The 18,854-nt window shown below is 67.5% G+C and carries 18 protein-coding genes and 1 pseudogene; 7 read left to right on the plus strand and 12 right to left on the minus strand.

Annotated features, from left to right (window positions below; genetic code table 11):
* Position 1 precedes the first annotated feature (1 nt).
* The 4 genes from AC07NF_RS22295 to AC07NF_RS22310 all read right to left on the minus strand — a co-directional run bounded on the left by AC07NF_RS22295 (position 2) and on the right by AC07NF_RS22310 (position 5,036).
* The gene (locus tag AC07NF_RS22295) at positions 2-2,293 is read right to left on the minus strand and encodes a chemotaxis protein CheA (protein ID WP_494627150.1); all 2,292 of its coding nucleotides are present in this window, start codon (positions 2,291-2,293) and stop codon (positions 2-4) included.
* A gap of 69 nt (positions 2,294-2,362) precedes the next feature.
* Positions 2,363-2,728, minus strand: coding sequence for a response regulator (locus tag AC07NF_RS22300; RefSeq protein WP_099581620.1), 366 nt, complete (start codon positions 2,726-2,728; stop codon positions 2,363-2,365).
* Positions 2,725-3,012: an STAS domain-containing protein gene (locus tag AC07NF_RS22305; RefSeq protein ID WP_454718051.1), complete on the minus strand. Its 288-nt coding sequence runs from the start codon at positions 3,010-3,012 to the stop codon at positions 2,725-2,727. Before AC07NF_RS22305 ends, AC07NF_RS22300 begins: the two co-directional genes overlap by 4 nt.
* Positions 3,013-3,014: 2 nt before the next feature.
* On the minus strand, positions 3,015-5,036 hold the full coding sequence (locus tag AC07NF_RS22310) for a methyl-accepting chemotaxis protein (protein WP_492815551.1): 2,022 nt from the start codon (positions 5,034-5,036) through the stop codon (positions 3,015-3,017).
* A gap of 297 nt (positions 5,037-5,333) precedes the next feature.
* Here AC07NF_RS22310 and AC07NF_RS22315 point away from each other — a divergent pair, with 297 nt between their 5' ends.
* On the plus strand, positions 5,334-5,645 hold the full coding sequence (locus AC07NF_RS22315) for a hypothetical protein (RefSeq protein WP_066686217.1): 312 nt from the start codon (positions 5,334-5,336) through the stop codon (positions 5,643-5,645).
* 108 nt (positions 5,646-5,753) lie between these two features.
* Here the strand turns inward: AC07NF_RS22315 and AC07NF_RS22320 are convergent, their stop codons facing one another.
* From AC07NF_RS22320 to AC07NF_RS22340, 5 genes and pseudogenes are all read right to left on the minus strand, one after another.
* Positions 5,754-7,364, minus strand: a complete 1,611-nt coding sequence (locus AC07NF_RS22320; RefSeq protein WP_494627147.1) for a methyl-accepting chemotaxis protein — start codon at positions 7,362-7,364, stop codon at positions 5,754-5,756.
* A 228-nt stretch (positions 7,365-7,592) separates the two neighbouring features.
* Positions 7,593-8,741 carry an acyl-CoA dehydrogenase family protein gene (locus tag AC07NF_RS22325; protein ID WP_494627145.1) on the minus strand — a complete coding sequence of 383 codons (1,149 nt, stop codon included), beginning with the start codon at positions 8,739-8,741 and terminating at the stop codon, positions 7,593-7,595.
* A gap of 70 nt (positions 8,742-8,811) precedes the next feature.
* A pseudogene (locus AC07NF_RS22330) lies at positions 8,812-10,265 on the minus strand (amino acid permease).
* 44 nt (positions 10,266-10,309) lie between these two features.
* Positions 10,310-11,314, minus strand: coding sequence for a putative sulfate exporter family transporter (locus AC07NF_RS22335; protein WP_494627143.1), 1,005 nt, complete (start codon positions 11,312-11,314; stop codon positions 10,310-10,312).
* Positions 11,311-11,571, minus strand: coding sequence for a DUF6356 family protein (locus AC07NF_RS22340; protein ID WP_492815555.1), 261 nt, complete (start codon positions 11,569-11,571; stop codon positions 11,311-11,313). The genes AC07NF_RS22335 and AC07NF_RS22340 overlap by 4 nt, the downstream gene beginning before the upstream one ends.
* A 122-nt stretch (positions 11,572-11,693) precedes the next feature.
* Here AC07NF_RS22340 and AC07NF_RS22345 point away from each other — a divergent pair, with 122 nt between their 5' ends.
* From AC07NF_RS22345 to AC07NF_RS22360, 4 genes are all read left to right on the plus strand, one after another.
* On the plus strand, positions 11,694-12,161 hold the full coding sequence (locus AC07NF_RS22345; RefSeq protein ID WP_494627141.1) for an Lrp/AsnC family transcriptional regulator: 468 nt from the start codon (positions 11,694-11,696) through the stop codon (positions 12,159-12,161).
* Between the two features lie 64 nt (positions 12,162-12,225).
* Positions 12,226-13,323 carry a pyridoxal phosphate-dependent aminotransferase gene (locus AC07NF_RS22350; protein ID WP_494627139.1) on the plus strand — a complete coding sequence of 366 codons (1,098 nt, stop codon included), beginning with the start codon at positions 12,226-12,228 and terminating at the stop codon, positions 13,321-13,323.
* Between the two features lie 54 nt (positions 13,324-13,377).
* Positions 13,378-14,376, plus strand: a complete 999-nt coding sequence (locus AC07NF_RS22355; protein WP_494627137.1) for a cupin-like domain-containing protein — start codon at positions 13,378-13,380, stop codon at positions 14,374-14,376.
* Between the two features lie 33 nt (positions 14,377-14,409).
* Positions 14,410-14,997, plus strand: coding sequence for a hypothetical protein (locus AC07NF_RS22360; protein ID WP_494627135.1), 588 nt, complete (start codon positions 14,410-14,412; stop codon positions 14,995-14,997).
* Positions 14,998-15,002: 5 nt separating this feature from the next.
* Here AC07NF_RS22360 and AC07NF_RS22365 read toward each other — a convergent pair whose 3' ends face one another.
* Positions 15,003-15,632 (minus strand): TetR/AcrR family transcriptional regulator, encoded by a 630-nt coding sequence (locus AC07NF_RS22365; protein WP_492815560.1) that lies wholly within the window; start codon positions 15,630-15,632, stop codon positions 15,003-15,005.
* A 274-nt stretch (positions 15,633-15,906) separates the two neighbouring features.
* Here AC07NF_RS22365 and AC07NF_RS22370 point away from each other — a divergent pair, with 274 nt between their 5' ends.
* Positions 15,907-16,749, plus strand: coding sequence for a UDP-2,3-diacylglucosamine diphosphatase (locus AC07NF_RS22370; protein WP_454718066.1), 843 nt, complete (start codon positions 15,907-15,909; stop codon positions 16,747-16,749).
* Positions 16,749-17,840, plus strand: coding sequence for a glycosyltransferase family 4 protein (locus tag AC07NF_RS22375; RefSeq protein ID WP_454718067.1), 1,092 nt, complete (start codon positions 16,749-16,751; stop codon positions 17,838-17,840). Before AC07NF_RS22370 ends, AC07NF_RS22375 begins: the two co-directional genes overlap by 1 nt.
* On the opposite strand, the gene AC07NF_RS22380 is transcribed toward AC07NF_RS22375, so the two are convergent.
* Entirely contained in the window at positions 17,837-18,058 is a 222-nt protein-coding gene (locus tag AC07NF_RS22380) for a hypothetical protein (protein ID WP_492815561.1), read from the minus strand. The two genes, AC07NF_RS22375 and AC07NF_RS22380, sit on opposite strands and share 4 nt — an antisense overlap.
* A gap of 2 nt (positions 18,059-18,060) precedes the next feature.
* Positions 18,061-18,834, minus strand: coding sequence for a DUF899 domain-containing protein (locus tag AC07NF_RS22385; protein ID WP_492815562.1), 774 nt, complete (start codon positions 18,832-18,834; stop codon positions 18,061-18,063).
* Between the last annotated feature and the right edge of the window lie 20 nt (positions 18,835-18,854).

An 18,854-nucleotide genomic window follows, 5' to 3' on the forward strand; every position in this document is an offset into this window, starting at 1 on the left:
CTTACTCCGCGGCGATGAGGGTGGGTTCGGTGGGACGCGGCGTACCGCCTTCCCGGCGGCGCATCGCGATGGTGGCGTCGACGTCGAGGATCAGCGCGACGCGGCCGTCGCCCAGGATGGTCGCGGCGGCGACGCCCTCGACCTGCTGGTAGTTCTGTTCCAGCGACTTGATGACGACCTGGCGCTGACCATGGATGGCGTCGGCCACCAGGGCGGCGCGCGAGCCGTCTTCGCCTTCGACCAGCAGCACGACGCCGTCGGTCGGGGCGGGCGAGTGGTCGCGGTAGCCCAGGGCCTGGCCGACGTCGATCAGCGGCACGAAGCTGTCGCGGACGGCCAGCACCGAGCCGACGGGGCCCAGCGGGCGAACTTCTTCGGGCTTCGGACGCAGGCTCTCGACGATGGCGGCCAGCGGCACGACCAGGGTCTCGCCGGCGACGTCGACCACCATGCCGTCCAGGACGGCCAGGGTCAGCGGCAGGCTGAGCGTGAAGGTCGAGCCCAGACCGGGACGCGAGGTGATCGAGATGCGGCCGCCCAGAGCCTGAACCGAGCGCTTGACCACGTCCATGCCGACGCCACGGCCCGACACGTCCGAGATCTTCTCGGCGGTCGAGAAGCCCGGCAGGAAGATCAGGTTGTCGATCTCTTCGTCGGTCAGGGTCAGGTCGGGGGCGATCAGCCCCTTCTTGACCGCGATGCCGAAGACGCGCTCGCGGTTGATGCCCTTGCCGTCGTCCGAGACCTCGATGACGATCCGGCCGCTGCGGTGCAGGGCGGCCAAGCGTACGACGCCTTCGGGATTCTTGCCGGCCGCCTTGCGTTCCTCGGGGCTTTCCAGCCCGTGGTCGATGGCGTTGCGCAGCATGTGGGTGATCGGGTCGGACAGACGCTCGATGACCGTCTTGTCGACCTCGGTGTTCTCGCCTTCCATCACCAGGCGAGCCTGCTTGCTCGTCATGTTGGCGACTTCGCGGACCAGGCGCGGCATGCGCTGGAACACCGACTTCACCGGCTGGGCGCGGATGGCCATGACGCTGTCCTGGATCTCGCGGGTGAGCTGTTCCAGCTCATCCAGACCCATGGCCAGGTTCGAGGACGGGGCGATGCCATATTCGCCGACGCGCTGCGCCAGCATGGCCTGGTTGATGACCAGCTCGCCGACCAGGTCGATCAGGCGATCGATGCGTTCCGGGTCGACGCGGATGACCGATTGGCCGGGACCCGGGACTTCGACCGGGGTGGCCTTGGGCGTGGCGGCGGCCGGCGCGGCAGCGGCGGGCTTGGCGGCCTCGATGACCGGCGCGGGGGCCGGGGCGACGGGCTCGGCAACCTCGGCGACGGGCGCCGGGGCAATGATTTCGATGGGCTCGGGAGCCGGAGCCGGAGCGAGCTCGACGGCTTCGACGACAGCCGGGGCTTCAGCGACCGTCAGCAGCGCGGCCATGGCGTCTTGGACGCCGCCTTCGCCACGGGTGATTTCCAGGTCGCAGTCGCCGTCGACGAACTCGAAGACTTCGCGGATCGCGCTTTCGTCTTCCTCGGTCTCCAGGCGCACGCTCCAGGTGACGAACGCGGCTTCCGGATCCAGGTCTTCCAGGGCCGGCAGGGCGCTGTCGTCCAGGGTCGCCTTGATCGGACCCAGGCGATTCAGCTCGCGCAGCAGCAGCGCCGTCTCGTTGGCCTTGCGATACAGGTCCGACTTCGGACGGATCGACACCGTCCAGACATTGCTGGGCTCGGAATCGGCGGCCTGCGCCTCGACCGTGATGGTCTGGGGCACGAAGACGAAGCCGAGGTCGTCGTCATCCATCGCGTCGTCGTCAGCCGCGGCGGTAACGCTAACGGCGGCCGGAGCGGCCTCTTCGACCACGGGGGCGTGAGCCAAAGCCGCCACGGGGGCCGCGTTCGGATCGGTCCAGGTTTCCAGCTCGGCGGCCATGGCGGCCGAAGCCCCCATGTCGACATCGCCCAGGCCGCGCGCGGCGCTGACGTGGTCGGCCAGGATGTCGGAAGCGCGCAGCAGGACGGCGGCCAGCTCGACCGTGTTGGGCACGGAGCCCGACCGCACGGCGTCCAGCAGGGTCTCGAACACGTGGGCGAAACGCACCAGCGGCTCGAGGCCGAAAGCGCCCGCGCCACCCTTGATCGAGTGGACGGCGCGGAACACGGCGTTGACCGTTTCGAGGTCGCCGGCCCCTTCCTGCATAGCCAGGAGACCGCCCTCGAGGTCGGCGAGGAGCTCCTCGCATTCCTGGAAGAAGGTGACCTTGATGGCCTCTAGCTCGTCCATATCCCGTACGTCCTAATTCGCGTCTAGCAACGGGTACTCAGTGAAACTCGGTACTGTCGTCTTGCCGGTTTAGGCGGCGACGCGACGGATCGCGTCGACCAGCTTTTCCGGGTTGAACGGCTTGACGATCCAGCCCGTCGCGCCGGCTTCGCGAGCCCGCTGCTTCTTGGCCGGGTCGCTTTCCGTGGTCAGCACCAGGATCGGGATGGCGCGATAGTCGTCGTCGACCCGCACCGCCTCGATGAAGCCGAAGCCGTCCAGCTTGGGCATGTTGATGTCGGTGATGATGATGTCGGGGCGATGGGCGGAGAGAACCTCCAGGCCATGCTCGCCGTCGACAGCCTCGACCACGTTGAAACCGGCGCCGACCAGAGCCATGCGCAGCATGTCCCTCATGGTGCGGGAATCATCGACCGTGAGAACCGTACGCGTCACGATTCAGCTCCTTGGAATTCCGCCGAGAGGAGCGCCCTTTCGGCGCCGAAAAGACGGGTGGTTTCGACAAAGGCCTCGGAAGGCCCCTTGATGGAAAAGACTTGGCCGTCCTGGTCCCACGCCTTGCGGGCGGCCAGCAGAACCTGCAGGCACAGACCGCCGAGGCGACGGACCTGATCGGCTTCGACCGTGATCGCCGCGCCGCGGCGTTCCAGGAAGGCGGCCTTGAGAGGGGCCGCGGCCTTCAGGTCCAGGGTTTCAGGCAGCGCGATCGCAGCGGCCATTCTTAGAACTCCTCCCAACCGTCCGTGGCGGGGGCCTGGGCGACAGCCGCCGAACCACTGCTCCGGCCCGGACGGGCGAAGGTGTTCAGGCGAGCCTGCTGCTCGGCCACCGGGTTGCGCGCCGGGGCGTGCTGAGCCGTGTCGGCCACAGCCGGACGGCTGTAGGTCGAGGCGCCGTTGCCCACTTGGAAGCGGGCCATCAGGCGCACCAGTTCACCGGTTTCACCCTTCAGCGAGTGCGTCGCGGCGGTCGATTCCTCGACCATGGCGGCGTTCTGCTGGGTCACCTGATCCATCTGGTTCACGGCGGTGTTGACTTCGTTCAGACCAGTCGCCTGCTCCGCGGCCGAGGCCGCGATCTCGGTGACCAGCGCGTCGATCTCGCCGACCTTCGCCACGATCCGTTGCAGCGCCTCGCCCGTCTGGCCGACCAGGCTGACGCCTTGGCTGACCTGCTGGGTCGAGCTGGAGATCAGAGCCTTGATCTCCTTGGCCGCTTCGGCCGAACGCTGAGCCAGGGCGCGAACTTCCTGGGCGACGACCGCGAAGCCGCGGCCCGCTTCACCCGCACGCGCGGCTTCGACGCCGGCGTTCAGGGCCAGGAGGTTGGTCTGGAAGGCGATTTCGTCGATCACGCCGATAATCTGGCTGATCTGCTTGGACGAGTTTTCGATCTCGCCCATGGCCGACACTGCCTGATGCACGACCTGGCCGCTATGCGTCGCTTCGCCACGCGTCGTCGAGACCACGTCCGAGGCTTGGCGAGCACCCGAGGCCGTGCGGCGCACGGTGGCGGTCAGCTCGTCCAGGGCGGCGGCGGTTTCTTCCAGGCTGGCGGCCTGTTGCTCCGTACGGCGCGACAGGTCGTCCGAGGCGTGAGCGATCTCGTCAGCGCCGGTGCGCAGGCCGTCGGTCGAGGCGGCGATGACCTTCATCGTCTCCTGCAGCGAGCCCATGGCGCCGTTGAAGTCGGTCTTCAGCTTGGCGTAGTCGCCCGGGAAGTCGGCGGTGACGCGGAATGTCAGGTCGCCCTGGGCCAGCTTCTCCAGGCCTTCGGCCAGGCTGCTGACCACGGTCGAAGCTTCCTTGGCGGCCGAGGCGGCTGCAGCTTCCTTGGCGCGGCGTTCGTCGGCCGTGAGGGCGGCTGACTTTTCCTGCTCGGCGCGCAGCGTATCCAGGTGCAGCTGATTGTCGCGGAAGACCTTCAGAGCCGAGACGATGGCGCCCAGCTCGTCGCCGCGCGTCAGCTTCTCGAGGTCAATCGTGTTGTCGCCCTTCGACAGCTTGTCGGTGGCGCCGGCGATGTCGGCGATCGACTTGCGGGTCGTCATGACCGTGAACCACGCCAGGGCGGCGACGGCGGCCAGGGTGACCAGCGACATGATGATGGTGATCGTCATCGCGGCCTTGGCTTCAGCCTCGCGCTTGACGGTCTCGGCCTTGATGCGGGCGTTGGCGGCGGCGACCACCTGGTCCAGCTGCCCGCTCATCTTGGCGTATTGTTCTTCGAACGGCGCGACGAAGCCGACGGCCATGCCGAAGTCGACGCCGATCATGCCCGACACGGTGTCGATGGCGCTGCGGCATTCTTCGAGCGACTTGATCAGCTCGGCGATCTTGGCCTGTTCGCTGACCGGCAGGTGGCTCTTCAGGGCCGTCAGGTCCTTCTTGACCGCGTCCGTTTCCTTGAGCACGGCGGCCATGCGCGCGTCGTTCTTGTCGACGTCGATGTTGCCGGCCTTGTGCGTGAGAACGGTGTAGAGCTCACCGTTGATGTTGGAGATGCGCTTGGACAGCGCCTGAATCTCCATGTTCTCGCGCATGTCGGTCTGCACGACGTCTTGCAGAGCAGCCGACTGGCTTTTCTGAACGACGATCGCTCCGGCGGCCATCAGGGCCAGCATGAGCAGTGCGAAAGCCGGCGCGATGCCGATCTTGATGATCAACGGCAGATCGACGAGACGAATTCGTTTCATCGCTAGGTTCCCTCCAACCAGCGATCCGTGCCCACGGCTCGCCAACATGAGAGGGGATAATCCCCATAGATTCCTAACAACCTCTGACTTGGTAAACGCCAATTCGACATAATAATTCGAGGTCGTGTGCGAATGGGCAGTTTGTCGCAGGCGCCCACGCGGGGAATCTATAAAGCGAAGACGCCCACGCGGGAGTCGCGTGGCGATTCCGGGATGGTTACCCGACAGTAAACCTTCAATATTCTTCGCCGACTCAGATTCTCTTAACTTGAACCTGCGACAAGGCTCCTGCGTCCGATTGGCGCGTCGTCCGTCGGACGTGACACTTTTACTAGGAGCAGCGGGATGAAATATCCGATCGCTATTGCCGCGGGAATCGCTGGCAGCTTTTTCGTCGCTCAGGCCGCTTCGGCCGCCGGCGGTTTCGAAGACCAAATGGGCCGTTGCCTGCAGCAGTTCGCGAACACCCGCGACGCCGCGCAAGTGATGCTCGAGTGCAACGCCGCTGACGGCAAGCTGTCGGACTGCAAGGTCGTCGACAACAGCGCCGCCGGTAAGGGCTTCGACAAGGCCGCGATGTGCATCGCCGAAAAGCTCCCGATGGGCGCCAAGACCGGCACCGTGAAGGTTCCGTTCCGCTTCCCGGGCGGCGCGTAAGCTACGCGCCCTCCTTTCGGGGGAAACAAAACGCCCTCGCCGACTGGTTCGGCGGGGGCGTTCTGCTGTTTGGGCGCTACAGAACACGTCGGCGCTCTAATCTATGCCTCAGAACTCTTCCCACTCGTCCTTGATCGCCACGGCGGCATTGCCACGAGCGACCGGGGCCGAGGCGCCCGGACGAACAGCGGGACGGGCGACAGGACGCGCAGGCAGCGGCGCGGCGCGCGTGGGCTCGGGCTTGCTCACGGCGACGGGCTGGCTGGCCCCCGACACACGGAAAGTGGCCACCTGCTTGATCAGTTCGGCGGTCTGACCCTTGAGGGAATGGGTCGCGGCCGTCGTCTGCTCCACCATGGCGGCGTTCTGCTGGGTGACCTGGTCCATCTGATTGACGGCCGTGTTCACCTCGTTCAGGCCTTGGGCCTGTTCCTGGGCCGAGGACGAGATCTGGACGATCAGGTCATCGATCTCGGCGACCTTGGCGACGATCCCGCGCAGGGCCTCGCCGGTCTGGCCCACCAGCCCCACGCCGCGATCGACCTGGGCGGTCGAGTTGGCGATCAGGGTCTTGATCTCCTTGGCCGCGTCGGCCGAACGCTGGGCGAGAGCCCGCACTTCTTGCGCCACGACCGCGAAGCCGCGACCAGCTTCACCCGCGCGCGCGGCTTCAACGCCGGCGTTCAGGGCCAGAAGGTTGGTCTGGAAGGCGATCTCGTCGATCACCCCGATGATGTTGCCGATCGAGCGCGAGCTGGTTTCGATCTCACCCATGGCCGAGACGGCCTGGTCGACGACGGCGCCCGACTTCTCGGCCTCGGCCTTGGCGCCGGCGACCACGTCCTGGGCCTGCTTGGCGCCCGACGCGGTGCGGCGGACGGTCGAGGTGATCTCGTCCAAGGCGGCGGCGGTCTCTTCCAGGCTGGCGGCCTGCTGCTCGGTGCGGCGCGACAGGTCGTCGGCGGCGGCGCCGATCTCGTCCGTGCCCGAGCGGATGCCGTTGGTGGCTTCCGAGACGCGGCTCATCGCGCCCTCAAGAATGCCGACGGCGTTGTTGAAGTCATCCTTCAGCTTCTGGAATTCGGGCGTGACCTCGGTGTTGAGGCGACCGACCAGATCGCCGTGAGCCAGACGGTCGAGGGCCTCACCCAGCGCCTGGACGACGGCCTTCTGGCTGGCCTCGTTGGCCAGGCGCACGCTTTCCAGGCGCACGCGCTCGGCCTCGATGGTCTCCAGATAGATCGAGATGGCGAAGTCCATGTCCAACATGACCGCCTTCATCAGGGCGCTGACGGCGTCGCCGGCCTTGGCGGGATCGCCCTTGGCCATGAAGCCCTTGGGCCATTGCTCGTCGATCACGGCGCGGATCAGGTGCTCGCTGACCACCGCGTAGCCGCCGATGTACCAGCGCGGCTCCAGGCCGATGCGGGCGTGGGTCTGGCCGATGGTGCGCACGGCGTTGACATAGGTGTCGTCGAACTCGGCGCGCGAGATCACGTCCCAGTGGGTCTGCTGGCGGCCCGAGGCGGCCTGCATGTGCTTTTCGTCGCCGAAGAACTTGCGGGTCTCGGGGGTCGAGCGGACCTTGGCGTAGAAGGCGTCCAGCGCCGGGCCGATATTCTTGCGGATGACGGGCTGCAGATCACGCAGGGCGCCGCGCGCCTTGGCGTCCAGGCCCATGAACGCCACTCGTTCGTTGATCGCGTGATCCTGGCTCAAAGCCGCCCCCGTTTCAAAATGCGGGAGCAGGCTCGTCTGGCATGCTTAATGCCAACTTAAATATTCGCGCCGGCCGGGCGGCAAGGTGACGCACACCGCGCAACCGAGAGTGCGCACAGCCGGATAGCGATGTTCTTGAAAACCTTTGCAGGGACTGAGGAATTCACCCCCCATGCGGCATTCGCGCACGGCTAGACTTGCGACATCCTGCCGCAGTTTCGAGGCCCCCTAGCCTCCCCGTTTCAGGGTTTCGCGGGCGATGACCAGCTGCTGGATCTGGCTGGTGCCCTCGTAGATCCGGAAGATCCGCACATCGCGGTACAGCCGCTCGATTCCATAGTCGGCGACATAGCCGGCCCCGCCGAACACCTGCACCGCACGATCGGCGACCCGGCCGACCATCTCCGAGGCGAACAGCTTGGACGCCGCCGCCTCAAGGGTGACCCCCACGCCAGCGTCGCGCTTGCGGGCGGTGTCGAGCACCAAAGCCTTGGCCGCCAGCGCCTCGGTCTTGCTGTCGGCGATCATCGCCTGGATCAGCTGGAAGCTGGCGATCGGCTGGCCGAACTGCTTGCGCTCGCTGGCATAGGCCACGCAGTCGGCGATCAGCCGCTCGGCCACGCCCACGCAGACGGCGGCGATGTGCAGCCGGCCGCGGTCCAGCACCTGCATGGCGACCTTGAAGCCCTCGCCCTCCTCGCCCAGGCGGTTCTCGACCGGCACGCGGACATTGTCGAAGGTGACGTCGTGAATGTGGGCGCCCTGCTGGCCCATCTTCTTCTCGGGCTTGCTGACCGAGAGGCCGGGCAAGCCACTGGGCACCAGGAAGGCCGAGACCCCGCCCCCGCCCTTCACGTCGGGATTGGTGCGGGCCATCACCGTGAACAGCGACGCCTTGCCGGCATTGGTGATGAAGCGCTTGCCGCCGTTCAGGACGTAGTGGTCGCCGTCCAGCGTGGCGCGGGTCTGCACCGCGGCGCTGTCGGAGCCGGCTTCCGGCTCGGTCAGGGCGAAGGAGGTGATGGTCTCGCCGGACGCGATGCCTTCCAGCCACTTGGCCTTCTGGGTGTCGTTGCCGAACATCACCAGGCCCTGGCTGCCGATGCCGACATTGGTGCCGAACACCGAGCGGAAGGCCGGCGAGGCGCGGCCCAGCTCGATGGCCACCAGCGCCTCTTCCTCCATGTTGAGGCCGAGGCCGCCGTATTCTTCGGGGATGGAGAGGCCGAAGAGGCCGAGGGCCTTCATCTCCTCGATCACGTCGGCCGGAACGGCGTCGTCCTCGGCGACCTTGGCCTCGATGGGACGCAGGCGCTCGGCCACGAAGCGCGCCACCGTCTCGAGCAGCTGCTCGCGGGTTTCCAGATCGAGGGCCATGCGCTTCTTCTCCCGACTTCAAACGCTTGTTTTGAAGCCGACTGTAGCGATGGCCCCCGAGAATGGAAGCCTAGGCTTTCTCCTGCTGAGCCAGCACGCTCTTGCGCATGCCGTAGGCGACATAGACCACCGCCCCGATGATGTGGGCGAACAGGAAGTAGATCTGGGTCTTGGCCGGCAGGCTGTAGAACAGATACAGGCACCCCAGGATGCCGGCCGGGGCCACGATCTGCCACGCGGGCGTCGAGAACACCCGCGGACGGTTGGGCTCGCGCCGGCGCAGCACGATCACCGAGGCGCCCACGGCGATGAACGCCGCCAGCGTGCCGGCATTGGCCAGCTCGGCGATGTCCTTCAACGACAGGAAGCCCGACAGCACCGCCGACAGGGCGCCGGTCAGCAGGGTCATGACCACCGGCGTGCCGGTCTTGGCGTTGACCCGCGACAGGGCGCGCGGCAGCAGGCCGTCGCGGGCCATGACGAAGAAGATCCGGCTCTGGCCGTACATGAAGGCCAGGATCACGGTCGGCAGGGCGATGACGGCGGCCAGGGCCACCAGCTGAGCGACGCGGGGCTGCTGCAAGCTCTCCAGGATGAAGACCAGCGGCGCCTCGCTCTTGGAGAACACCTCGGCGCGCGAGGCCCCGATCGCGACGGCGGCGACGATCATGTAGATCGCCGTGCAGGCGGCCATCGAGCCGACGATGCCGATGGTCAGGTCGCGCTTGGGGTTCTTGGTCTCCTCGGCGGCGGTCGAGACCGCGTCGAAGCCGTAGAAGGCGAAGAAGATCAGGCTGGCGGCGGCCATGACGCCGATCTTGGCGGCCTCGGGACCTGCGCCGGCGGGCGTGTGGGCCTGGAAGCCGTTGGGCATGAACGGCGTGAAATGGCTGGCGTCGAAGGCCGGCAGGCACAGGGCCACGAACACGGCCAGGGCGATGATCTTCACGAACACCAGGATCATGTTGACCGTGGCGCTCTCGCGGGTGCCCAAGGCCAGCAGCCCGGCCACCGCCATCGAGATGATCACGGCCGGCAGGTTGACGACGCCACCCTGGTGCGGGCCGGCCAGCAGATATTCCGGAAAGCCCGCCGCCGCGAACAGACCGTGGGCGTGAGCCGACCAGCCCACCGCCACGGCCGCGCAGACCAGGGTGTATTCCAGGATCAGGCTCCAGCCGACGAACCAGGCGACCGGCTCGCCCATGGCCGCGTAGCTGTAGGTGTAGGCGCTGCCCGCCGCCGGCATCATGGTCGACAGCTCGGCGTAGCAGAGCGCGGCGCAGGCGCAGACCGCGCCGGCGATCAGGAACGACAGGATGACGCCCGGCCCGGCCAGGCCCGCGCCCACGCCGGTCAGGGTGTAGATGCCGGTGCCGACGATGGCCCCGACGCCCAGGGCGACCAGGTGGTACCAGCTCAGGGTCTTTTTCAGCTGATGGCTGTCCGCGTGTCCGGCGGTGATGGTGTCGATCGCCTTGCGGCGCGTCCAGAAGCTCACTTGGGGGTCCCTCCGACTCGTATCGGGGACCATGGAGCGGCTTTCCTGCCCAGCCAAGCCTTGATTGTTAGAAGAAAATTCTCGTCAGGGCGTAGGCCAGCACGGCGACGGCGACTGTGACCGTTCCCAACATCAGAGCCAGCTTCGGCTTGACTTCCAGCAGGGCCTTGGGACCGAGCTTGGCCGAGATGGCGCCGACGCCGGCCAGCAGCAGGAAGCTGGAGCAGGCCATCAGGGTCGAAACCATCGCCGCCGGGATCAGGTTCAGCGCCCGCGCGCCGGCCAGCGCGAAGAAGCCCAGCACGAACAGCGGCGGAGCCTTGAGGCCCGAGACGACGCCGCCGCCTTCCTTGCTGCGCATCAGCATGAAGCCGATCAGCATCACCGCCGGGCCTAGCCAGACGATGCGGGCCAGCTTGGCCAGCGCCGCCGTGCTGGCGGTCTCGGGCGAGACCGAGGCGCCGGCGCCGGCCACCTGGGCGACGTCATGGATGGAGAGGCCGAAGAACACCCCGGCCTGGTGGGCGGTCAGGCCCAGGGCGTGGGCCAGCGGCGGATAGGCCAGCATGGCCACGGTGGAGAGCAGGTTCACCCCGACGATGACCAGCGCCGTCGTGCGCTGATTGGCGGGGCTGGCCGGCGCGGCTTGTGAGGCGGCCAAGGCGGCGGAGGCGCCGCAGATCGAGCAGGCGGCGGCCGCGATCAGGGCCTCGGCGAACGGCAGGCCCAGGGCCACGCCGGCGGCCGCGCCGATGGCCAGGCCGCCCAGCACCACGACGCCGCTGGCCAGGATGGCCGGACCGCCCAGGGCGGCGAACTCGGCCCAGCTGATCTGGGCGCCCATCATGGCCACACCGAGACGGAGACCCGGCTTGGCGAAAACGTCGAGGCCCGCGCCCAGCTGCGCCTGCAGGCCCAGCGCGCCCAGCATCATGCCCAGCACCACCGCGATCAGCGGGGCGGGGGCGTGCAGGCTGGTGGCCAGCAGCTTGGCCAGCACCGCCAGCAGCACGCCGGCCACGAGGCCGGGGCCGAGACGGCCAGCACTCAGCTTGAGCGTGGCGGCGGTCATCCCCGGACGGTTTCGCCGCGGGGGAAGTGGGCGTCGGCCGAATGGGAATCGGCCTGCGCGCAGCGGTTCGACAGGCGCTCGTTCAGGCGGCGGACCGTCTGGCTGCCGGTGCGCTCGAAGGCGAAGGGCAGGATGCCGTGGACGATGCAGGCCAGGCCCGCGCCCAGCAGAGTGAAGCCAAAGCTCCAGGCCACGCCCATGTGCTCGCCGTAGCTTTCGCCGACCGACTTCGGATGACGGGTGAACGACAGGTCCATGGACGCCTCGCGGGGTTACCGAGGCTCCCTAGGATGGCGAGGATTCGGAGAAAGGCATTACTGGATTGCGCGCCGATCCGAGCGTAGAGAGAATTCTATTCTTCGATTGCGGGGCTTTGGAGATGATCGATCTCGACCAAATCGACCGGCGCATCTTGGCCATTCTCCAGGACGACGCCACGGTAGCGATCGCCGACATGGCCGAGCGGGTCGGCCTGACCCAGACGCCGTGCTGGAAACGGGTCAAGCGCCTGCAGGACGCCGGGGTGATCACCGCTCGTGTCGCGCTGCTGGACCGCGAGGCGCTGGACCTGGGCCTGACCGTCTTCGTGGCCGTGAAGACCGGCCGTCACGACGAGGACTGGCTGACGACCTTCGCGGCCGGCGCCAAGGCCCTGCCCGAGGTGGTCGAGTTCTATCGGATGAGCGGCGACGTCGACTACCTGCTCAAGGTCGTGGTCCGCGACATCGCCGCCTATGACCGCTTCTACAAGCGCCTGATCGCTACCGCCCCGCTCACCGACGTGTCGTCCAGCTTCGCGATGGAGCAGATCAAGTTCACGACCGCCCTGCCGATCTGTCCGACCTAAACCTTGTCGTGAGCGTGTCACCGATCGCGTCCAACTAGGCGCGGCTTTGGTGGAGTGACGGCTCATGGATGCGACCCGGCGTGGACTTCTGATCGGCGGCGCGGCGCTCGCGCCCTCTCTGGCGATGGCTGAGACCTCGGTCGACCCGACCGCCCCGCCGGCCATCCGCGCCCACCTGGGCGTCACCGAGAACCCGTTCGGCCCCGCCCCGGCCGCCCGCAAGGCCGCCGCCGACGCCCTGCTGGAAACGCCCTACTACGCCTGGGCGCTGGAACCGCCGCTGGTCAAGCTGATCGCCCAGCACGATGGCCTGAAGCCCGAGCAGGTCGGCCTGTGCAACGGCTCGCTAGAGGCCCTGTCGCTGCTGTCGACGGCGTTCGGCAAGACCGGCCCGGTCGTCTCGGCCCAGCCCAGCTACGCCACGCCCCTGCTCTATGCCGAGCGCCAGGGCGCCAAGCTGGAATGGGTCCCGCTGGCCGCCGACCAGCAGATCGACCTGCCCGCCCTGGCCGCCCGCGCCCAGGCCACCAACGCCGGCGCGGTCTATGTCTGCAATCCCAACAATCCGACCGGCCTGCTGCTGGACGCCGACGCGCTGCGGGCCTTCTGCATCGAGGTCGCCAAGACCCGGCCGGTGATCGTCGACGAGGCCTATATCGAGATCAGCCCCGACCCGGTGCGCAACTCGATGATGGACCTGGTCCGCGAAGGCCACGACGTGATCGTCGCCCGCACCTTCTCCAAGGTCTACGGCATGGCCGGCCTGCGCGTGGGCTTCATCGCCGCGCGCGCCGACCGGGTGAAGACGCTCAAGAGCATGATCCCGACCCACAAGGGCCGCCCAGGCCTGGCGGCCGCCGCGGCCTGCTATGGCGACCAGCCCTATCTGGCCGGCGCGAAGGCCTATCTCGAAGGCTGCCGCAAGAAGATCTACGCCATCTGCGACGCCAATGGCCTGAAGTACCTGCCCTCGCACGGCACCTATGTCTTCGTCGACTGCGGCAAGCCGAACCTGGCCTTCCAGAAGACCCTGGCGGCCATGGGCGTCGAGGTGCGGGTGTTCGACAGCCCGGCCCACCCGACCTGGATACGCGTCGGCACCGCCAGCCCCGCCGAGCTGGACTACTTCGCGACGGTCCTGCCCAAGGCCCTCAAGGCCTAGGCGGGCTGGCGGGAACGCCCTATTGGTCAGACCTCGTCTGATCAGTGACCTGTCATGCCTGTAGTCGAAATGAACGCGGTCGACGCCGATCGCTTCCACGCGGAGATCGTGCCGGCGGCCCGGCCGGTGGTGTTCCGAGGCCTGGTCAGCCACTGGCCGGCCGTCGCCGCCGCGCGCCAGAGCGACGAGGCCCTGTTCGACTACCTGGCCCGCTTCGACCGCCAGGAGCCGGTCGGCACGCTGATCGTCCCGCCCGAGGCCGGCGGCCGGTTCTTCTATAACGACGACCTCTCGGGCTTTAACTTCCAGGGCGGCCGGGCGCGGCTGGCCAAGAGCTTCGAGTTCCTGCTGGCCAATCGTGAGGCCGAGAAACCCGCGACCCTGGCCGCCCAGTCGATCTCGACCCGCGCCCACCTGCCCGGCTTCGCCGCCGAGAACGTCTCGCCGCTGCTGGCGTCCGACGTCGAGCCGCTGCTGTGGCTGGGCAACCGGGTGATCGTCGCCGCCCACCAGGATCCGTATGAGAACCTGGCCTGCGTGGTCGCCGGCCGCCGCCGTTTCACCCTGTTCCCGCCGGAAGCCGTCGCCGACCTCTATATCGGTCCGTTCGAAAAGACCCCGGGCGGCCCGCCGATCAGCATGGTCTCGTTCGACGACCCGGACCTGGAGCGCTACCCCAATTTCGCCAAGGCGCTGGAGGTCTCCGAAGTCGTCGAGCTGGAGCCCGGCGACGCGCTCTACATCCCGTACCTGTGGTGGCACCACGTCCGCTCGCTGGAGCCGGTGAACCTGCTGACCAACTACTGGTGGGCCAGCGCACCGGCCGGACGCGGCCAGGCCATGGACGCCTTCCTGCACGCGGTGCTGGCCCTGCGCGCCTTGCCGCCGCATCAGCGCGCGGCGTGGAAGAGCACCTTCGACCACTATGTGTTCGGCGATCCCGACACGGCGACGGCGCACCTGCCAGGCAACGTCCACGGCATGCTGGGCGAGCTTTCCGAGGAAGACGCCAAACGCATCCGCCAGGTGCTGGGTAAGAAGCTCTCCGGTTGACGGCGAGCCAACGCCGTGGCTCAACTTTCGGTTATGAAAACCGATCGTCGCACGCTGTCACTCCTGGGCGCCGCCATCGCCGTGGCGGCGGTGGGCGTCCTCCAGCTGAACCACGTCCGCGCCGCCGCCACGACGGTCGCGGCCGACTATTACAGCCCGCTGGAAGCCTTCGGCGACATCTGCATCAAGTCGGCCGATCATCGCGAGATGCTGCGCAAGGTCCGGATCGAGGGCTGGGAGCGCCTGCAGGGCGACGCCGTCCCGACGCTGCTTCGCGGCAAGAAACTGATCCAATACGCCGATGTGCGTCGCGGCCAGATCGAAGGAAAGCCGGTCATCCTGGCGGTCGGGGAATATACGGGCACGTCGTTCTGCCGGGTATATTTCCAGTCGGTCGATCAGGCCGCGATGGAAAAGCAGCTGCGCTATGTGAAGGTGCTGGGCTCACCGCTAAGCCTGCCCGACTTTCGGGGTCCGCTGAACTTCCCCGAAGGCTGGAGCGCCGTCGGCTGGCATCGCGTGGTCGGCCAGGACTGGCGCGCCTTGCACTACAGCTTCGATCCCGACGGCCACGGTCCCAACGCCGCCTGGCAGGCGATCGAGATCACCCGGAAGAGCTAGGGCTCCTATTCCGGCCAGAGGTCCTGGATGTCGCCCTTGCGGTTCAGCATGTGGGTGGCGCGCTTGATGACCTGCAGCAGGCGCTCTTTCCGGCCGTCCTTGTCGTAGGTCAGCGTCGAGCGGGCCAGGCCTTCCAGCATGAAGCGGGCCAGGTCGCGGCTGGCCTGGAAACGCGGGCCGGCGCCGGCGTGCAGGATCTTCACCAGGTCGTCGCCCGCCTGGGCCCGGTCGAACTCGGCCTGGGCCGGGGCCAGCAGGGCGTGGATGGCTGGATCGGTGCGACCGGCGGCCTCCAGCTCGGCGAACGCCACGAACGGCGCCGAGTGCAGCAGGTCCCAATAGCTGTCGATCGCGTGCTCGGTGACGTCGGCGCCGCTGGGCAGGCTGCCGGCGGCGGTGCGGAACAGGGTCGAGCGCTCGGCCTGGATATGGGCCACGGCGGCCTCGACCAGGGCCTCGCGGGTCGGGAAGTGATAGAGCATCGCCCCGCGCGTCAGGCCGGCGGCGTCGGCGATCGCCGGGTTGGTGGCGGCGTGATAGCCGATCTCGGCGATCAGACGCATGGCCTGGTCCAGAATCCGCGCACGGGTCTTCTGCGACTTCGGGGTGTCCTTGGCGAGGCGGGCGGCGTCCATCGGGGTGACTTAGTGCGATGGATGCTGCACCGCAACAGCTAGCCCAACCCCAAGCGGCAAAAGGGGTTGCTATTGCGTCCAGTTTTTTGACGAGTGCGCTGAAATTGAGCAGTTCACGGGCAGACGCAACAGAAGCTTCGCCGCGACAACGGCAAATCGGCCGCACGCCCATTTCATTAAAGCGACACGCAATCAGCTTAATCGCCAGCCGTTGGCCGCTATCTTCCGATCCGGGGACGGAACGATCTGACGGCATCTCAACGGGGGTTCGACCATGAGCGCCGACGTCGCCGTTCGCCGCTACCGTTCCGTCTTCATCAGCGACCTGCACCTGGGTACGCGCGGCTGCCAGGCCGAGCTGCTGCTGGACTTCATCCGGCATATCGAGTGCGAAAAGCTGTATCTGGTCGGCGACATCATCGACGGCTGGAAACTGCGCAGCGGCTGGTTCTGGCCCCAGGCCCACAACGACGTGGTCCAGAAGATCCTGCGCATGGCCCGCAAAGGCACCGAGGTGATCTACGTCCCCGGCAATCACGACGACCGCATCCGTGACTTCTGCGGCGTCCACTTCGGCGGCGTCATCGTCGCCCGCGACGTGATCCACGAGACGGCCGACGGCAAGCGCTACCTGGTTGTCCACGGCGACGAGTTCGACGGCGTCGTCCAGCACGCCAAGTGGCTCGCCTTCCTCGGGGATTGGTCCTATAGAACCATCCTCATGCTGAACACTGTGGTGAACCGCCTGCGGCGTCGCCTGGGGTTCGGTTACTGGAGTCTGTCGGCCTATCTGAAGGTCAAGGTGAAGAACGCGTTGCATTTCATCGAGAACTTCGAGGCCGCCGTGGCCGACGAAGCTCGGCGTCGGGGGGTGGACGGCGTGATCTGTGGTCACATCCACAAGGCCGAGATGCGTGACATCGACGGCATCCGCTACATCAACGACGGCGACTGGGTCGAAAGCTGCACGGCCCTGGCCGAGCACGCCGACGGCCATCTCGAGATCCTGGAATGGGCCAAGCTGCGGTCATGGTCGGTGATCGACCGCGCGCGTTCAACCACCGCTTCAACCGCTGACGGGATCGAAGAGCCGTTGCCGGAGCCCGCCGCCGCCTGATGCGAATTCTGCTTGCTACCGACGCCTGGGAACCTCAAGTCAACGGGGTGGTGCGCACCCTGAGCCGCGTGACGCAGGAACTGCGCGCGATGGGCCACGTCGTCGACATCGTCAGCCCGGAACAGTTTCCGACCTTCCCGCTGCCGACCTATCCCGAGATCAAGCTGGCCATCGGCGCCTATGAGCCGGTGCAGGAGCGCTTCAAGCTGTTCGAGCCCGAGGCGATCCACATCGCCACCGAGGGCCCGATCGGCCTGGCCGCGCGCCGGATCTGCCTGGAATGGAAGCTGCCGTTCACGACCAGCTACCACACCAAGTTCCCGGAATACGTCTCGGCCCGGCTGCCGCTGCCGTTGGCGGCCGGCTACACCTACATGCGCTGGTTCCACAAGCCGTCGGGCCGCCTGATGGTGGCCACGCCGACCATGCGCGACGAGCTGGCCAAGCACGGCTTCCGCAACCTCTCGCCCTGGTCGCGGGGCGTGGACACCGACATCTTCAAGCCGCGCGAAGAGGGCGCCCCCGATCCGTTCGAGGGCCTGGCCCGTCCGATCTTCCTCAATGTCGGCCGCGTGGCCGTCGAGAAGAACATCGAGGCCTTCGCCAGCCTGGACCTGCCCGGCACCAAGGTGGTGATCGGCGCCGGCCCCCAGCTTGAAGAGCTGGCCGAGAAATATCCCGAGGTGAAGTTCCTGGGCGCCAAGTTCGGCGACGAGCTGGCTCGTTACTTCGGCGGCGCGGACGTCTTCTGCTTCCCGTCGCTGACCGACACCTTCGGCCTCGTGATCCTGGAGGCCATGGCCGCCGGCGTGCCCGTGGCGGCGTTCTCGGCTCCGGGTCCGGTGGACATCATCCCCGGCTCGAACGCCGGCGTCCTGGCTCCGGGCCAGACCGACGGCCTCAAGGAAGCCTGCCTGGCGTGCCTGGACCTGGACCGCGTCGTGGTCCGCAAGTTCGCCGAGAAGTTCTCCTGGCGCTCCTGCGCCGAGGAATTCTACCGCAACCTCCAGCCCTATCCGGAGCCGGAGAAGACGCGCTTCTGGCGTCGCCTGCGCCGCCTGGCGCGCCTGCGGAAGAAGACGGCGGCCTAAGCTCGCCGCCTCAGCAGGCGCACCCAGCACGGCAGGTGGAACACCGCCATCAGCAGGTACATCGGGACCATGCCCGTCAGCGGCGCGGGCGCGACCACGGAGCAGATCATCCGTGGCGCGCCCGCTTCGGCGATGACGGTCCAGAGCGCCATCGCCGTGAAGGTCGGCGTCGCCGCCAAGGCCAGCCAGCGCGACAGCCGGACAAGACGGCGCGCCATGATCAGTCTTCCTTCCAGGTCTGGCCGGCGTCGGAGATCTCGACCCAGCGCTGGTCGGGCGCCGCGCCCTCGACGTAGCTGTCGTGCCAGTTCCACCACTGGTACGGCGCGGTCTGGGGATAGCCCTCGGGCGAGTCCTCCCAGATCTCCTGGCGGCCCAGCGGAGTGATGTCGAGATAGCTCCAGACCGTGCCCAGCGCCTCGTCGCCGCGGACATTCACGAAGTAGGTGCGGAAGATCCGATCGCCGTCGCGGATGAAGACGTTGTGGCCGTGCCATTCGTCGACCCCGAAATCGGCGTCGAAGCTGTCGGTCAGGGCGTACCAAGGCATCTTCCAGCCCATCCGGGCCTTCAGCGCCGCGATGTCGGCCTGGGGCGCGCGCGAGACATAGGCCAGGGTCGTGTCGCGGGCGTCGAGGTGAGCCAGGTGGCTGACCTGATCGGCGCCCAGCGAGCAGCCTCGGCAGGCATGCTCGGGCCAGCCGTGCACACCCGGCTCGAAGAAGGCGCGGTAGACGATCAGCTGGCGACGGCCCTCGAACAGGTCCAGCAGACTGACCTTGCCGTTCGGGCCGTCGAACACATAGTCCTTCTCCACCGCCATCCACGGCATGCGGCGGCGCTCGGCAGCCAAGGCGTCGCGGGCGCGAGTCTGGGCCTTCTCCTTGACCAGCATGGCCGTCCAGGCCGCCTCCCAGTCCTTGGGCGAGACGATGGCCGGCTTATGTATCGCCGACGCGCCGGTCTTGTGGTCGTCTTGGGTCGATGTCGTCATGGCTTCTGCAATCCCTGTGC

This window comes from Caulobacter sp. GW821-FHT10A06 (assembly GCF_059415805.1).

Coding starts and splice junctions, on each gene's coding strand:
- AC07NF_RS22295 (WP_494627150.1), bottom strand. CDS start 2,293: ATGGACGAGCTAGAGGCCATCAAGGTCACCTTCTTCCAGGAATGCGAG.
- AC07NF_RS22305 (WP_454718051.1), bottom strand. CDS start 3,012: ATGGCCGCTGCGATCGCGCTGCCTGAAACCCTGGACCTGAAGGCCGCG.
- AC07NF_RS22310 (WP_492815551.1), bottom strand. CDS start 5,036: ATGTTGGCGAGCCGTGGGCACGGATCGCTGGTTGGAGGGAACCTAGCG.
- AC07NF_RS22315 (WP_066686217.1), top strand. CDS start 5,334: ATGAAATATCCGATCGCTATTGCCGCGGGAATCGCTGGCAGCTTTTTC.
- AC07NF_RS22325 (WP_494627145.1), bottom strand. CDS start 8,741: ATGGCCCTCGATCTGGAAACCCGCGAGCAGCTGCTCGAGACGGTGGCG.
- AC07NF_RS22335 (WP_494627143.1), bottom strand. CDS start 11,314: ATGACCGCCGCCACGCTCAAGCTGAGTGCTGGCCGTCTCGGCCCCGGC.
- AC07NF_RS22340 (WP_492815555.1), bottom strand. CDS start 11,571: ATGGACCTGTCGTTCACCCGTCATCCGAAGTCGGTCGGCGAAAGCTAC.
- AC07NF_RS22345 (WP_494627141.1), top strand. CDS start 11,694: ATGATCGATCTCGACCAAATCGACCGGCGCATCTTGGCCATTCTCCAG.
- AC07NF_RS22350 (WP_494627139.1), top strand. CDS start 12,226: ATGGATGCGACCCGGCGTGGACTTCTGATCGGCGGCGCGGCGCTCGCG.
- AC07NF_RS22355 (WP_494627137.1), top strand. CDS start 13,378: ATGCCTGTAGTCGAAATGAACGCGGTCGACGCCGATCGCTTCCACGCG.
- AC07NF_RS22360 (WP_494627135.1), top strand. CDS start 14,410: ATGAAAACCGATCGTCGCACGCTGTCACTCCTGGGCGCCGCCATCGCC.
- AC07NF_RS22365 (WP_492815560.1), bottom strand. CDS start 15,632: ATGGACGCCGCCCGCCTCGCCAAGGACACCCCGAAGTCGCAGAAGACC.
- AC07NF_RS22370 (WP_454718066.1), top strand. CDS start 15,907: ATGAGCGCCGACGTCGCCGTTCGCCGCTACCGTTCCGTCTTCATCAGC.
- AC07NF_RS22375 (WP_454718067.1), top strand. CDS start 16,749: ATGCGAATTCTGCTTGCTACCGACGCCTGGGAACCTCAAGTCAACGGG.
- AC07NF_RS22380 (WP_492815561.1), bottom strand. CDS start 18,058: ATGGCGCGCCGTCTTGTCCGGCTGTCGCGCTGGCTGGCCTTGGCGGCG.
- AC07NF_RS22385 (WP_492815562.1), bottom strand. CDS start 18,834: ATGACGACATCGACCCAAGACGACCACAAGACCGGCGCGTCGGCGATA.